13 protein-coding genes and 1 tRNA gene are annotated in these 14,229 nt (G+C 56.0%); 2 read left to right on the top strand and 12 right to left on the bottom strand.

Annotated features, from left to right (window positions below; all coding sequences use genetic code 11):
• Nucleotides 1-46 precede the first annotated feature (46 nt).
• Complete coding sequence (locus BBPC_RS03740; RefSeq protein WP_003835265.1) at nucleotides 47-325, top strand: WhiB family transcriptional regulator; 279 nt, start codon at nucleotides 47-49, stop codon at nucleotides 323-325.
• A gap of 102 nt (nucleotides 326-427) precedes the next feature.
• Here the strand turns inward: BBPC_RS03740 and BBPC_RS03735 are convergent, their stop codons facing one another.
• Nucleotides 428-1,915, bottom strand: coding sequence for a sensor histidine kinase (locus BBPC_RS03735; protein WP_033523997.1), 1,488 nt, complete (start codon nucleotides 1,913-1,915; stop codon nucleotides 428-430).
• 132 nt (nucleotides 1,916-2,047) lie between these two features.
• Between BBPC_RS03735 and trhA the strand changes: the two genes are divergently transcribed.
• The gene (gene trhA / locus BBPC_RS03730) at nucleotides 2,048-2,935 is read left to right on the top strand and encodes a PAQR family membrane homeostasis protein TrhA (protein ID WP_004221544.1); all 888 of its coding nucleotides are present in this window, start codon (nucleotides 2,048-2,050) and stop codon (nucleotides 2,933-2,935) included.
• 125 nt (nucleotides 2,936-3,060) lie between these two features.
• Here trhA and BBPC_RS03725 read toward each other — a convergent pair whose 3' ends face one another.
• From BBPC_RS03725 to pth, 11 genes are all read right to left on the bottom strand, one after another.
• Nucleotides 3,061-3,540, bottom strand: a complete 480-nt coding sequence (locus tag BBPC_RS03725; protein ID WP_003835271.1) for a GreA/GreB family elongation factor — start codon at nucleotides 3,538-3,540, stop codon at nucleotides 3,061-3,063.
• Between the two features lie 42 nt (nucleotides 3,541-3,582).
• Complete coding sequence (locus BBPC_RS03720) at nucleotides 3,583-3,990, bottom strand: FKBP-type peptidyl-prolyl cis-trans isomerase (protein WP_022245539.1); 408 nt, start codon at nucleotides 3,988-3,990, stop codon at nucleotides 3,583-3,585.
• Between the two features lie 51 nt (nucleotides 3,991-4,041).
• A complete protein-coding gene (locus BBPC_RS03715; protein WP_004221541.1) occupies nucleotides 4,042-5,502 on the bottom strand; it encodes an L-serine ammonia-lyase in 1,461 nt (486 codons plus the stop codon).
• A gap of 33 nt (nucleotides 5,503-5,535) precedes the next feature.
• Nucleotides 5,536-6,111 (bottom strand): hypothetical protein, encoded by a 576-nt coding sequence (locus tag BBPC_RS03710; protein WP_004221539.1) that lies wholly within the window; start codon nucleotides 6,109-6,111, stop codon nucleotides 5,536-5,538.
• A gap of 103 nt (nucleotides 6,112-6,214) precedes the next feature.
• Nucleotides 6,215-6,294 (bottom strand) — tRNA-Leu (locus BBPC_RS03705).
• A 40-nt stretch (nucleotides 6,295-6,334) separates the two neighbouring features.
• The gene (locus tag BBPC_RS03700; protein ID WP_022245536.1) at nucleotides 6,335-7,330 is read right to left on the bottom strand and encodes a Ppx/GppA phosphatase family protein; all 996 of its coding nucleotides are present in this window, start codon (nucleotides 7,328-7,330) and stop codon (nucleotides 6,335-6,337) included.
• 27 nt (nucleotides 7,331-7,357) lie between these two features.
• A complete protein-coding gene (locus tag BBPC_RS03695) occupies nucleotides 7,358-7,924 on the bottom strand; it encodes a DUF501 domain-containing protein (RefSeq protein WP_004221534.1) in 567 nt (188 codons plus the stop codon).
• 8 nt (nucleotides 7,925-7,932) lie between these two features.
• The gene (locus BBPC_RS03690; protein ID WP_004221533.1) at nucleotides 7,933-8,496 is read right to left on the bottom strand and encodes an FtsB family cell division protein; all 564 of its coding nucleotides are present in this window, start codon (nucleotides 8,494-8,496) and stop codon (nucleotides 7,933-7,935) included.
• Between the two features lie 78 nt (nucleotides 8,497-8,574).
• The gene (gene eno / locus BBPC_RS03685) at nucleotides 8,575-9,873 is read right to left on the bottom strand and encodes a phosphopyruvate hydratase (protein ID WP_004221531.1); all 1,299 of its coding nucleotides are present in this window, start codon (nucleotides 9,871-9,873) and stop codon (nucleotides 8,575-8,577) included.
• A 137-nt stretch (nucleotides 9,874-10,010) separates the two neighbouring features.
• A complete protein-coding gene (gene mfd, locus BBPC_RS03680; protein WP_004221530.1) occupies nucleotides 10,011-13,559 on the bottom strand; it encodes a transcription-repair coupling factor in 3,549 nt (1,182 codons plus the stop codon).
• Complete coding sequence (gene pth / locus BBPC_RS03675; protein ID WP_003835284.1) at nucleotides 13,549-14,148, bottom strand: aminoacyl-tRNA hydrolase; 600 nt, start codon at nucleotides 14,146-14,148, stop codon at nucleotides 13,549-13,551. Before pth ends, mfd begins: the two co-directional genes overlap by 11 nt.
• Between the last annotated feature and the right edge of the window lie 81 nt (nucleotides 14,149-14,229).

Genomic DNA, 14,229 nt, shown 5'->3' with positions numbered 1-14,229 from the left:
GAGTAACGGACTTACATGCCGTACATGGCAAGAGGAAGGCGATTATATGAGCAGTGCTTTTGACTGGCGCGCCAAGGCCGCATGCCGCGACAAGGATCCGGAGCTGTTTTTCCCGGTCGGCAATACAGGCGCCGCCTATCAGCAGATCGAAGAGGCCAAGGCCGTCTGCCGCACCTGCAAGGTGATTGACGCGTGCCTGAAGTGCGCGCTTGACACCAATCAGGATTACGGTGTTTGGGGCGGTTTGAGCGAAGACGAACGTCGTGCGCTCAAGCGCCGTGCCATGCGTGCCCGCCGCTCCCAAGCCATGCAGATGCAGATCTGAAATTTTCAAAGATCCATCATTGCATACGCTCTGCGAATAGCGACTTACAACGAAAATGTCCGGTTGACTTCCCCTGGTCAACCGGACATTTTCGTATCTTTCCTATCGTTCCTGCGCCGCACGCAGCTTCATATCGAGCACTACTCGGGTGCCACCGCCACGACGGGGCTCCCAACGGACCGTGCCTCCGAAATCGTTGTTGACGAACGTGCTGATGATCTGCGTTCCCAAACCGGATCCGGAGGAACGTGCCATACCATCATGCTCCTCATTGGCCAAGCCCGTGCCATCGTCTTCGACCACAACATTGAGGTTGTTGCCGCCGCGTCCCACGGAAATCGTGATATGACCTTCTTTGCGACCTTCGAAGCCATGTTCCACGGAATTGGTGATCAGCTCGGTCAGCACCAATGACAACGGCGTGGCATCCTGCGCCGGCATCATGCCGAATCTGCCGATGAAGTCGATGTCGATATGCTGGTCACGCATGGTGGCCAAATCCACCGCCATCTTCAACAGGCTGGAAATGACCTTGTCGTAATCGACGATTTCATCGGCGGTCTGGCTCAAGCCTTCATGGACCATGGCGATGGTTTGTACACGACGCTGCGCCTCTTTCAGCTCTTTCTTGACCTCTTCGGACTTGGTCTTACGTGCCTGCAGTCGCAGCAATGCGGAAACCGCCTGAAGGTTGTTCTTGACGCGATGGTGGATTTCGGAAATCGTCGCATCCTTGGTCTGCAGTTCCTTTTCACGACGGCGAAGCTCAGTCACGTCGCGACATAGCACAACAGCGCCAACGCGGCCATTGGCATCCATCAACGGCAGCGAACGCATGGACACCGCGGACTTGTTGGCATCGAGTTCGGAATCGACGGCGGCTTTGCCACTGAGCACCAGAGGCAAGGTTTCCAGCACGGGATCGTTCTCGCGCAGCAATTTGGTGCCGATTTCGCTCAGATACTCCCCCTGCATGGTGCTGACCGATCCCAAACGTCGGAAGCAGCTGATGGCATTCGGCGAAGCATATCGCACGATACCTTCGACGGTGAGCACGATGAAGCCGTCCGCCACACGCGCATTGTGACGCTGGTTCATAATCGGATTACGATATGGGAACTGACCGCGAGGAATCATCTCATACAGCTGCTTACCTGCGCTGATGCTTTCGGATTCGTAACGTCCGTTCGACTCCCGGGTGGCCATATTCGTCTCACGTACCACCAAGCCCAGCGTCTTGCCATTATGACGCACCGGCGCATACACATTGCACACCGTGGACTCGCCCACAGTGCGGAGCACCGTGGAACGGAACACCGATTCGGAAGCCATCGCGGCATCCAATTCAGCGCTCATTTCCTCCTCGACAACGTCGCCGACCACATCGTCGGCCCTCAGGCTCATCACCGTGGATGGACGACACTGTTCGGCAATAATGTATTTGCCCTCGCCATTTTGCAGAATGAGCAGCAGATCAGCAAAACTCAGGTCGGCGATCACCTGCCAGTCGGCGACCAGATGATGCAGCCATTCACGATCTTCGTCATCGAAATCGGGACGGGTCGTCAAGATATGTGAGAAATCAGCCATGCGCTCCATCATACGCATCACACCAGAGGTTTTGCACGACACGACGCATATTGCAGGAAAAGCAATATTGACATATCCATGAGTTACGGTAACGTAGGTTACGGTTCCGTAACTTACAGTGGAGGCACACAGATGGCGAAACCCACAGACGTAGAGATCGAGGAAAAACGAGCGATCATCGCCGAGGCACGCGAACAGGCCCTTCAAGCCAAGGCCGATATTATTCGCGTGAAGGCACGCAACAAGGCCGAGAACATCCGCAAGAAGGCCGACGGCAAGGCGAAAATGGCTATAGCCAAGGGCGAAGCTCGTGCCGCGAAAATAGAAGGCATCACTCCGACGGAGATCGAACGTAAGATTCGTCTTGACGTGCATGGTCGCCCCAAGCCGGCGATGCGCGGCTGGATTCATGCCGTGGCCACTCCTCTGGCATTGGCGGCCGGCATCGTGCTGATCTGCCTGGCACACGGTACCGGTTTGAAGTGGGCCTGCGCCGTGTTCATGACGTGTTCGCTGGTATTGTTCGGCAATTCCGCCTGCTACCATTTGGGCGATTGGTCACCTCGCGTCACGGATGTGCTACGACGCATCGACCATATGAATATCTTCCTGCTGATCGCAGGCACTTATACGCCGGTCTCCTTTGCACTCGAACCGTTCTGGCGCAATTCAATCATCGCGGGCATGTGGATCTGCACTACCGTGGCGCTCATCATTCACGTCATCTGGATCAGCGCCCCACGCTGGCTTTACGTGATTGTGTATATTATTTTCGGTGTTTCCGGAGTGGCATTCATGGGATTGTTCTGGATTTCGCCATATGCCGGTCCGGCGGTTGTGGTGCTGTTGGCCGCAGGCGGAGCCTGCTATATCGCCGGAGCCATCGTATACGCGCTACGTAAGCCCGATCCATGGCCGAAGGTGTTCGGCTTCCATGAGATTTTCCACTGCGGCACCGTTGCCGGTTACGCATGCCATATGGTGGCGATCTACATGGTGATCGTGCAGCTATGGCCGTAAGTTCAGATCATATCTGATTGCAGTTTGACGAAATATACGAAAAGGCTGGTTCATCCGTTGTATTCGTGAACCAGCCTTGTATTTATATCGCTGGAATATCAGATTCAGCTTATGACGAACATCACTCAGGCGAGCGGCTTGGCTTCCTTGATGGTCACGGAAATCTCACGTCCGTTCGGAGCCGTATACGACACCGTGTCTCCCTCGTGAGCGCCGTTGATGGCCGCGCCGATCGGGGATTCCGGGCTGATGATGCTGTAGTCCGTGGCGATGGACAGGTCACGCGTGCCAAGCACGTAGACCATTTCACGTCCGTTGACATCCAGCGTCACCAAAGAACCGTCGCCGACTTCGCCGGCCTTGGGCGCGGTCAGAATCTTCGCGTTGCGCAGCTTGACGGTCAGTTCCTCGATGCGGCCCTGATTTACTCGCTGAGCCTCACGAGCGGCCTGATAGCCGCCGTTTTCGCTCAAATCGCCCTCGGCGCGTGCCGCGGAAACCTTGGAAAGGATTTCGTCGCGATACTCGCCTTCGCGCCAAGCGAGCTCTTCCTTCATCTTGTCATAAGCTTCCTGCGTCAGCAGAAGCGTTTTTTCTTCGGCCATGTTGCCTCCTTGACCTTGGAAATTACTCTATGCCGCTTAGTTTCAGCGGGTGGAGATGATGTCGATCACGAACACCAGGGTGTCTTCGCCGCCGATGCCGGCCTGCGGAACGCCACGGGAACCATAGCCATACTCCGGCGGAATGGATACCACCAAGCGGGAACCGACGTTGTGCCCCGGAACGGTCTGGTCCCAACCCTTGATGACCTGGCCGACACCGATGCCGAAGCTGGCCGGCTGGTGACGGTCGAAGCTGGAATCGAACGGGGTGTCTTTGCCCCAGACCACACCGTGATAGTTAACGGTGACGGTGTCGCCGCGGCGAACCATCGGGCCATTGCCCTCGAGCAGCTCCACAACCTTCAGACCTGCCGGAGCGGTCTCAGACGGGAATTCGATGGTCGGGCGATCGCCGAACTCAACATTGACAACGGGCATTTGAGATGCCATGGTGAACCTCCTTGAAAAGCACAATGCCACCTAGACTAGCACCAACCACCGCTAGCATTCAACGACATTGACCGCCAAACCACCTTTTGAGGTTTCTTTATACTTGGACATCATGTCTTCGCCCGTGTCTTTCATGGTTTTAATGGCCTGATCGAGGGTCACGATATGCGTTCCATCTCCCAGCATGGCCATACGAACCGCGTTGATGGCAGTGTTCGCAGCCATGGCGTTGCGTTCGATGCATGGAATCTGTACTAAACCTCCCACGGGATCACAGGTCAGCCCCAGATTATGCTCGATGCCGATTTCCGCAGCGTTCTCCACTTGCTGTGGAGTACCGCCCATCACCGCGCACAAACCGGCCGCAGCCATCGAACATGCCGTACCGACTTCTCCCTGGCATCCGACTTCCGCACCGGAAATGGAGGCATTGCGTTTAAACAGGTATCCTACCGCGCCTGCAGTGAGCAGGAAGGTAATAACACCCTCTTCGTTCGCATGGTCAACGAAATGCCAGTAATAGTGAAGCACTGCCGGAATGATTCCTGCAGCACCGTTGGTCGGTGCGGTGACGATTCGCCCACCGCCGGCGTTTTCCTCCGACACCGCCAAAGCGAACAAATCCACCCATGCCGCATCCGACGATTCGAGCACCGCATCCGCGCGTTTCTTGTCTCGCGCAAGCACATCACTGTTCGAGGCAAGCCTTGCATACATTTTCGGTGCCCTGCGGGGCGCATTCAAACCGCCGGGCAACACGGTCTGCGACGTATGGCATCCGTGCTGTACGCAACGACGCATCACCCGCCACACGTTATCCAGTTCGCTGCGAACCTGCACCGCCGACTGCATGGCCGTTTCGTTGGCCCACACAATGTCGGCGATACTCATATGGTGCTTCTCGCATAATGCAATGAGATCGTCGCATGACGTGAATGGATATGGCACATCCGAGCCGTCATCAAGTGAGGAATCACTCTGCTGATCGGCGAAAGACGTTCCGATCGGCGGACGCTCATGAATGCCGATCATCAGATCCTCGGCATTGCCTTGCCGTACGAAGCCTCCACCGATGGAATACCAGACCTGTTCGTCAACAAGATTGTTCTGCTGGTCAAATGCTTGGAAACGCATGCCATTAGGGTGCGCGGCCAAGCGATGCCACACGTCCATCACCACATCATGCGCATAGTCGAAATCGATGCGATGCTTACCGGCCAGCAGCAGTTCCCCACTCGACTCGCATTCATGACGAATGATGTTCACATGGTCCGTATCGACGGTTTGCGGCATGTTACCTTCCAGACCTGCCACAGTCGCGCGATCGGTACCGTGCCCCAAACCCGTCAACGCAAGAGATCCATACAGTACCGTACGCACACGGCTCACACGGCCAAGCGTTCCCGTATGTTCAAGTGATTCGACAAATTTGCATGCCGCCACCATCGGACCAACAGTATGTGAGGAACTTGGTCCAACGCCTATCTTGAACATTTCGAGAATACTGAACATACCAATCGTCGCCTTGCTTCTCAGGTGCCTTGCTCAGGCTGCATACAATGCACGGAACATGAGAATCATAATGATCAAACCAATGATGGCGGCCGTAACTTCCACCACCAGCATGATAATGGCCGTGGTTTTACGATTGCCGAGTTTAACGTCAAGTAACTTGGCGAACAGGAAGGCGACGAAACCAAGCGCTGCGCCATTCAACGCAATCGCACCAATCTGGCCATTGGTGAGCACACTCTCCCCCACCATGGCAAGCACGGAATTGATGGTGGCGGAGAACACCAGCAGACTCCACACGCCGTAACCGATAAGTCCAACAATCGCATATGCGAACGGTCGAAACCGTTCACGCATTTTGATCGTAAACGATTCGGCGCACCACAGCAACGCAAAGCCCACAACGAACGTGAACGCCACTGCCATGAACACCGCTTCCATAGCCCATGGAATCAATGCCAACGACGCCTTCAACAACGAGAAATACAGCGGAGAACAAGCCAGTTCGCCCACAGCCAAAACTCCTGCGACGATAATCGCTTGGGAGAGCATCAGCGGAATTTCCGTATCGGGCTGTTCGATTACTGGCTTGATATCTTTCGATGTCATACTTTTTCCGTTCCAGTCGGCTACTTGGGGTTATCAATGCCGCCAGTGTAATAACGGATTGTTTCGTACGTGCTATCCAGCAATATTTCACAACGTCATTCGGTGCCGCCAGCGGGAATCGAACCCGCAATCCGAAGAGACCGATTTTAAGTCGGTTGCGTATACCAGTTTCGCCATGGCGGCAAGGCATCGAACAAGCCGACGCCCAAGTCATTATGCCACGTTAACGTTCGGCAAGCAATCGCGTGCCGTAATCCAACACAATGCCATCAAGCAAACCGTGCTCGCTGGCCATGAAGGAGTCGATATGCTGACCATGGTCGGCATAGGCCGCTTCGCTGACTTTGGCGAGCACACGATTCCACACCAGTGCACCGCCGCCGACCACGTCAACACGACCCGGGTGAATGGTTTTGTAGGTCAGGCGCTCTTCGCGCGGCATCGTAAGGAACTTGTTATCGACCGCATAAGCGTCTTCCAGCGAGCAGCTGGCACCATCCACCGCGGAATGGTCGTATTCGGTCAATCCCATGGCCAGAGCGGTCATGGTAGTCACTGTGCCAGACACGCCGATGATAGTGCGGGTTTTGCCTGCAGGAACCGTTTTGAACGCTTCATCGATATGCTCGTCGATGTCGGCAATGGCCTCTTGAATCTGCGCTTCGGTAGGCGGATCGTTCTTCAAGTGGCGTTCGGTCATACGCACCGAGCCAATGTTCATGGAGAACGCGGCCTGCACCTGCGTGTTCGGATGGCTTACGCCATCGCCGCCAAGCACCAATTCCGTAGAGCCGCCACCCAAATCAACCACCAGATACGGAGCTTCGACGTCGCGACGAACCACGCTCGTGGCACCAAGGAAGCTTAGATCAGCCTCTTCCGTACCGGGAATGACTTCCGGACGCACGCCGAGGATCTGCTCGATAGTGTCTTCGAATTCCTCACGGTTCTCAGCATCACGAGTGGCCGAAGTGGCAACGAAACGAACGCCATCCACCGGATGCTTTTTCAGCACCTCGGCGAATTCGCGGGCAGCGGCGTAGGCACGTTCCAATGCCTCATCGGCGAAACGATGCGTCTTATCAACATCCTGACCGAGGCGAATCACACGAAGAATACGCGGAACAATATCTTCAACGCCGTCTTCGCTGACTCGGGAGACCTTCAGACGAATCGAGTTCGTACCGCAATCAATGCCGGCAACAGTAACGGATTTCATTGCTTCTTCTTTCTGTCTGAATATGGTTCAGTCTTCGTTTTCCACCGTGCAACGGCATACATTGGGGTCGAATTCATGACGAATCGCCTCCAATGCCATGTCTCCGATCGGATTGGCGCCCTCACCCATCACCAGCGTTTGCGCCAGCAAGGCGTGCAGACACTTGATGCGAACAGGCATGCCGCCGGCACTGGTGCCTTCGATATGCTCTTCGCTGTCTTCCATAGCAACGGCGATTTCATGCCGGAACGCCAAATACAGTTCGTGCGCACGCTCGTAGGCGGCTTTCAGATCGTCATCTTCAGCCAAAAGATCGTTGTACTCCTTCATCTTGCCTTCGGCTTCGATGTGGGAGATGGCTTTCACCGCTTCCGGGCCAGTCAAATAGCAAGTGGTAGGGAAAGGCACACCTCCCGGCAGCAGCGGACGCGTGACCACAGCCAAAGGCCTGCCGCACACGCAACGTGCTCCGACAGCCACCATGCCACGCGGGTAACGACCCAGCTGACGCTCGACCACAGCAATATCATGCTCGGTGGCAGGCTGGTCGAGAACCTTCTTCGCCAAGGTTTTGGCCTGTTCGCTGATTGTCATACCCTGTGTCACTCCTGCTGATCTCCTGATTGCTGTTGGTTGTTGTCTTGTGAAGTCTGCTGCTGGCCACCGGATTCCTGGCTTGTTCCATTCGCATCCGATTCACCGGTTGACGTACTTTCGGACGTTTCCCTCGATTTCGATTTCACTTCGTCCGATTGGTCGGCTTGTTTGAACGAATACGCCATCTCCTTGTACCAAGGCAGTACGGTTTTCTGCGATTCATCCGTCTTTTTTGCATCTTCTGTGGTTTCGCCGGTCACCGCTTCGGGATGTTCCACACGAATCGCCTGTTCTCCTGGAAATACGAATCCCAGACGATCCCTTGCCTGCGCTGTAACGTAAGCTTTGTCATCCCAACGCGCAATGTCGTTTTCCAGTTCCTGCTTTTGCGCTATCAGCGCAGCTTCCTGCTTCTTCAAGCCATTCAATTCAGCCATATTCAGCGCATAGGTATGGAACGTCGACGCCAGCTGGATGGATCCCAAAGCCACGATAAATACCGCCACAAAGAACGCGATGGGGCCAGCGCTGCCCCTTCTGGATGCTTTCTTGCGTGACTTTGAACTCATAGCAATGAAAATACCCGCCGCGTTCGACGAGGAACACGACGGGCACTCTACATCAGCGCATATTCGATGCGCTTACGCTCACTTGGCGATGTACTTCTTGCAGGCCTTGAAAGCGCTGTAGCCAGCATACTGAGCGGTGGAGCCGAGCTCCTCCTCGATCTCGAGCAGGCGGTTGTACTTGGCAATACGCTCGCCACGAGCCGGAGCACCGGTCTTGATCTGGCCGGTGTTCTTTGCCACAGCCAAGTCGGAGATGGTGGTGTCCGGGGTCTCGCCGGAACGGTGGGAAACCATGGAGGTGAAGCCGTTCTTGGTGGCCAGCTCGATGGCGTCGAGGGTCTCGGTGACGGTACCGATCTGGTTCAGCTTGACCAGCAGGGAGTTGGCGGCGCCGAGCTCGATGCCCTTAGCCAGACGTGCCGGGTTGGTGACCAGCAGGTCGTCGCCGACGAACTGCAGACGATCGCCGAGCTTGGCGGTGATGGCAGCCCAGTCTTCCCAGCCTTCTTCCTGGAACGGATCCTCAATGGAGACGATCGGGTACTCGTTGATGAGGTTCTCGTAGAAGTCGAGCATGTAGCCGGCTTCACGATCGTCGCCTTCGAAGTGGTACTTGCCGGTCTCCTTGTTGTAGAACTCGGAGGAAGCCACGTCGAGGGAGATGCCGATCTGCTTGCCCGGCTCGTAGCCGGCGGCGGAGATGGCGTCCATGATGTAGTTCAGGGAGTCCTTGTTGGACTTCATCTTCGGAGCGAAGCCACCCTCGTCGCCGAGGCCAGTGGCCAGGCCTTCCTTCTTCAGGACGTTCTTCAGGGTGTGGTAGACCTCAACGCCTGCACGCAGAGCCTCGCTGTAGGTGTCGAAGCCGTACGGGGAGATCATGTACTCCTGAATGTCGGTGGCGAAGTCAGCGTGAGCGCCACCGTTCATGATGTTCATGTTCGGAACCGGCAGGATGTGGCCGTTGGTGCCGCCGATGTAGCGGTACAGCGGCTGGCCCGCGGACTCAGCGGAGGCGTACAGAGCAGCCAGGGACACGCCGAGGATGGCGTTGGCGCCCAGACGACCCTTGTTCGGGGTGCCGTCGAGCTCGATCATGACCTCATCGAGAGCGCGCTGGTCGGAAGCATCCATGCCGATGACCTTCGGAGCGATCTCTTCGTTCACGGCCTTGACGGCATTGAGAACACCCTTGCCCTGATACACGGACTTGTCGCCATCGCGACGCTCCCAAGCCTCAGCTTCACCGGTGGAAGCACCGGACGGAACGAGGCCCAGGCCCTGAGCACCGTCTTCGGTGTCGAGAACGACCTCAACGGTCGGGTTGCCGCGGGAATCGAGAATCTGACGCGCGTAAACGCTTTCAATTACTGCCACAACTACTCCTTATAAACGTTAGGTTGTGATGACATTGCCTAGAATAGTGCGTTTTGTGGACGTATGGCAAACTTATCCGACACGATTTGTGTGAACGCTCACACAAATCGTGTCGGATGCGTCTGGAACTTCACCTGCTATTTCTTTGGCGTTGGCTTCCAGTCAAGGTCATCCAGCAATTGGTTCGTCCAACCAACGATTTCATCAGAGCTCATTGGACCAGATCCCAGCGAACCTGCGAACGGCGCGGGAATCAGGTATGTTTTAGTCATCGGACGGTATTGAATGCCCTTGTAGATTCTGGCCATGCGCATTTGCACGGATTCTCGTGGCTCGAATTTGGCGACACGAACGTTACGGCCTTGCCCGATGATTTCGGTAATGCCCAACTTCCTTGCCTTGAACCGAAGTCTCGCCACATCGAACAGCGCCTCGAAATCGACCGGAGGCTTGCCGTAACGATCCGTAAGCTCATCACGCAACTCGTCAAGATCGGCTTCCGTACGAGCACCCGCCAACTTGCGGTAGGCTTCCAATCGCAATTTGTCGGAATCGATGTAGCTGACGGGAATGGACGCTTCGATCGGCAGATCGATGGTGACAGCAACCGATTCCGTACGTTCCGGTTCCTTGTACTGCTCGACGGCCTCGGACACCATGCGCACATACAGATCGAAACCAACACCCTCGATATGCCCGCTCTGCTCGTCGCCCAGCAGATTGCCGGTGCCACGCAGCTCAAGATCCTTCATCGCCACGTCAAAACCTGAACCGAGCGCAGTGTTCTGCGCGATGGTGGCCAGTCGGTCATGCGACTGCTGGGTCATCGGCTTGGTTGGATCATATAGGAAGTACGCGTAGGCACGCTCACGGCCTCGCCCGACACGACCACGCAACTGATGAAGCTGGCTTAGGCCGAAACGGTCGGCATGATCGACGATCAACGTATTCGCATTGGAAATATCAAGACCGGTTTCGATGATGGTGGTGCATACGAGCACATCAATGTCGCGATGCCAGAAGTCTCGGATCACACCGTCAAGCTGCTTCTCCCCCATCTTGCCATGGGCGATGCCGACATGCGATTCCGGCACCAGCTCGTGAATCTTCGCGGCAACCGAAGCGATGTCTTGCACTCGGTTGTGCACGTAGAACACCTGGCCACCGCGCAACAGCTCACGTCTGACCGCAGCAGTGACCTGAGCATCCTCATACGCGCCAACGTAGGTAAGCACCGGCAAGCGGTCTTCCGGAGGCGTGGCCAACGTGGACATTTCACGAATGCCTGTAACGGCCATCTCCAGCGTTCGCGGAATCGGTGTTGCCGACAGACTCAGCACATCCACATTGGTACGCAGCGCCTTCAACGTCTCTTTGTGTTCGACGCCGAAACGCTGCTCCTCATCGATGATGACCAGTCCCAGATCCTTGAATTTGACCTTCGGTCCGAGCAGTTTGTGCGTACCGATCACCACATCGACGGAACCGTCTTCAAGTCCCTCGATGGTGTCGTTGATCTCCTTGGTGGTTTGGAAACGGCTCATCGCCCTTACTTCCACCGGGAATCCTTCAAAACGTTCGGTGAACGTCTCGAAATGCTGTTGCACCAGCAATGTGGTCGGCACCAGCACAGCCACCTGTTTGGAATCCTGCACCGCCTTGAATGCGGCACGTACGGCGATTTCGGTTTTGCCGAATCCCACGTCGCCGCAAATCAGGCGATCCATCGGCACGGGCTTTTCCATATCGGATTTGACTTCGTCGATGGTGGTCAGCTGATCAGCGGTTTCTTGGTACGGGAAAGCGTCTTCCAGTTCTTTCTGCCAAGGGGTGTCTTTGCTGAAGGCATACCCCTGCATACGTTGACGTGCCGAATACAGTTTGACCAGATCTTCGGCGATTTCGTGCACATGCTTACGTGCTTTCGCCTTGGTGGCAGCCCAGTCGGATCCGCCCAGTTTGTTGAGTTTTGGAGCGTCGGCACCGATGTATTTGCTGACTTGGTCAAGCTGGTCGGTGGGGATGAACAGTTTGTCGGCAGGTGCGCCGCGCTTGCTGGATGCGTATTCGATGACCAGATACTCGCGTGTGGTCTGGTTGGCGCCCGCTCCGATGGTACGCTGGCGCATTTCGAGGAACCTGCCGATGCCATGCTGCTCATGCACCACGTAATCGCCGGCTTTGAGCTCCATAAGGTCGATGGCCTTACGGCGACGTTTAGGTGTTTTTGCCTGTCCCGCGGCCGATGTACGTCCGGTCAGGTCGCGTTCGGTAAGCAGTGCGACTTTCGCGGCATTATCGACGAATCCGTCGATGGCACGCGATCTGATGCAGTCGAAGTTGGCGATTCCCGTTTCGTTGATGGCACGTTTGAGTCGAACAAGAGTGCCTTGCGCTCCTGCAGTGACGGTGACGGCATAGCCGGCATCAAGAAGACCTTCGATACCGGAAGCTGTCTTGGCCTCATCTCCGCGATATTCTCCAGGATTGGTGGCGTCGAGCTGAACGCGGCCTTCCCTACTGGAGTTCACACCGAAACTCGTAAGCTTCCATACGTCATGCCTAGAGAACACCAGTGAGGAAATCGTTTCCTCAAAATCGTAGAAATTCGCCTGATCGAATGTGATTGGAGCACCGGCACCATGACCGGATGCAGCAACATGCCAACTGGCTGCAAGGAATTCATTAGCCGTTTTGGCAAGATCGTCGGCAGCGCGACGCAATTTTTCCGGATCGGACAGCATCACCAACGCACGCTTGGGAAGCATGCCCTGCACCGGTTCCATATCATCGACTAATGCGGGAAGCAACGATTCCATGCCTTCGACAGGAATGGCGTTGGCAATGGATTCAAGCATGTCTTCGGCGTTTGGAATGGAGCCGATCAGGGATTTCGCACGCACGCGCACCTTTTCGGTCAGCTGCAGCTCACGGCATGGCGTGGCCCAGACCATCGGAATGTCACTGCCATACGTACGCTGGTCGGATGCATGGAATTCCTTGATGGTATCGATTTCGTCACCGAAGAATTCGATACGAACCGGATGCGGCAATGTTGGAGGAAACACGTCGATAATGCCGCCTCGCACTGCGAATTCACCACGATCCATCACCAAGTCGACTCGAGTATACGCATTCTCCACCAGTCGATGCGACGCCTCATCGAGCGCCAACTCCTCACCTTGGGAGAACACCAGCGGCTCCACATCCCCCAAGCCCGCAACCACAGGCTGAATCAGGGAACGCACCGGCATGACGAGAATCCTGATGGGGCCAAACAGCTTGCTTCCCTCTTGAGGGTGCATCAGTCTGCGGAACACCGCCATACGGCTCGCCACGGTATCGGCGCGAGGCGAAAGACGTTCGTGCGGCAAGGTTTCCCACGCTTCAAGCTGTGCCACATCGTTTGGATCGCCGGAATACCACGAACGAATCGCCTCAACCATTTCCTCGGCCTCGCGCCCGGAAGCCACCACAAGCACAACCGGTCGTGTTCCCGCTGCCCCGGCAGCGAGCGCCGGACGCAATCCTTCGGGAACGCCAACGGTGATGCTGGGGTCTATGTCGGATTCCGGCACTTCGATCTCATCGGAAATCAGCGCACGAAAATCCTCATCGGTTTCGAGTACGTCGAGAATGCCAGCCAGCGAACCTGACGTCGGCAGTTGCACCGGTTCAGCGGCCATTGAACTGCTCCTGAGCCTTGGCGAGGCCGTTGAAGATGATGGTTTCCGCCGCGTCGGCACCGTCGGCAAGGAATTCCGGAAGCTGCTTGCGCTGATCCGGACCGAATCCGCCCAGCACCCAATTCACCGTGTTGTCGTGGGCGTGGGCGCCGCGTTGCGCATGACCGACTCCCATGCGCACTCGGGCATACTTTGGCGTTCCCAAGGCACGATCAATTGATTTGATGCCGTTATGGCCGCCTGCGGAGCCGCCTGCCTTGACTTTGATACGTCCGAAATCAAGATCCATGTCGTCGTGAATCACCACAATATGGTCTGGTTCAATCTGATAGTAGGCACTGATGGAAGCCAACGCATTGCCTGACTCGTTCATGTAGGTGAGCGGCTTTGCCAGGAAGAATTTGACGTTACGGCCAGACAGGTTCATCACGCCTTTGCCGAGCATGGCAAGCCCTTTATGGTCGGAAAAGTTGACCGACCAACGTTCGGCCAACAGATCGGCCGCCATAAATCCCATATTGTGACGGGTGCCTTCGTATTTGGATCCCGGATTGCCAAGTCCTGCGATCAACCAGAAATCAGATGCCATTGAAATCGTTCCATTCATTCATACGTACGTTTGTGCGCGTTCATATTGCGTCACGTTGTCTCGTCTTGATAACCGCAAAGA

Source organism: Bifidobacterium pseudocatenulatum DSM 20438 = JCM 1200 = LMG 10505 (assembly GCF_001025215.1).
Classification (GTDB): Bacteria; Actinomycetota; Actinomycetes; order Actinomycetales; family Bifidobacteriaceae; genus Bifidobacterium; species Bifidobacterium pseudocatenulatum.
The sequence above is the reverse complement of the archived record's forward strand: the minus strand, read 5'-3'. Positions and strand labels throughout refer to the sequence as shown.

What these genes read in the sequence shown, in the direction of transcription:
- BBPC_RS03695 (WP_004221534.1), bottom strand. Translation starts at nt 7,924, where the DNA reads ATGACAATCAGCGAACAGGCCAAAACCTTGGCGAAGAAGGTTCTCGAC.
- trhA (WP_004221544.1), top strand. Translation starts at nt 2,048, where the DNA reads ATGGCGAAACCCACAGACGTAGAGATCGAGGAAAAACGAGCGATCATC.
- BBPC_RS03740 (WP_003835265.1), top strand. Translation starts at nt 47, where the DNA reads ATGAGCAGTGCTTTTGACTGGCGCGCCAAGGCCGCATGCCGCGACAAG.
- BBPC_RS03690 (WP_004221533.1), bottom strand. Translation starts at nt 8,496, where the DNA reads ATGAGTTCAAAGTCACGCAAGAAAGCATCCAGAAGGGGCAGCGCTGGC.
- mfd (WP_004221530.1), bottom strand. Translation starts at nt 13,559, where the DNA reads ATGGCCGCTGAACCGGTGCAACTGCCGACGTCAGGTTCGCTGGCTGGC.
- BBPC_RS03710 (WP_004221539.1), bottom strand. Translation starts at nt 6,111, where the DNA reads ATGACATCGAAAGATATCAAGCCAGTAATCGAACAGCCCGATACGGAA.
- BBPC_RS03725 (WP_003835271.1), bottom strand. Translation starts at nt 3,540, where the DNA reads ATGGCCGAAGAAAAAACGCTTCTGCTGACGCAGGAAGCTTATGACAAG.
- BBPC_RS03735 (WP_033523997.1), bottom strand. Translation starts at nt 1,915, where the DNA reads ATGGCTGATTTCTCACATATCTTGACGACCCGTCCCGATTTCGATGAC.
- pth (WP_003835284.1), bottom strand. Translation starts at nt 14,148, where the DNA reads ATGGCATCTGATTTCTGGTTGATCGCAGGACTTGGCAATCCGGGATCC.
- BBPC_RS03720 (WP_022245539.1), bottom strand. Translation starts at nt 3,990, where the DNA reads ATGGCATCTCAAATGCCCGTTGTCAATGTTGAGTTCGGCGATCGCCCG.
- BBPC_RS03715 (WP_004221541.1), bottom strand. Translation starts at nt 5,502, where the DNA reads ATGTTCAGTATTCTCGAAATGTTCAAGATAGGCGTTGGACCAAGTTCC.
- BBPC_RS03700 (WP_022245536.1), bottom strand. Translation starts at nt 7,330, where the DNA reads ATGAAATCCGTTACTGTTGCCGGCATTGATTGCGGTACGAACTCGATT.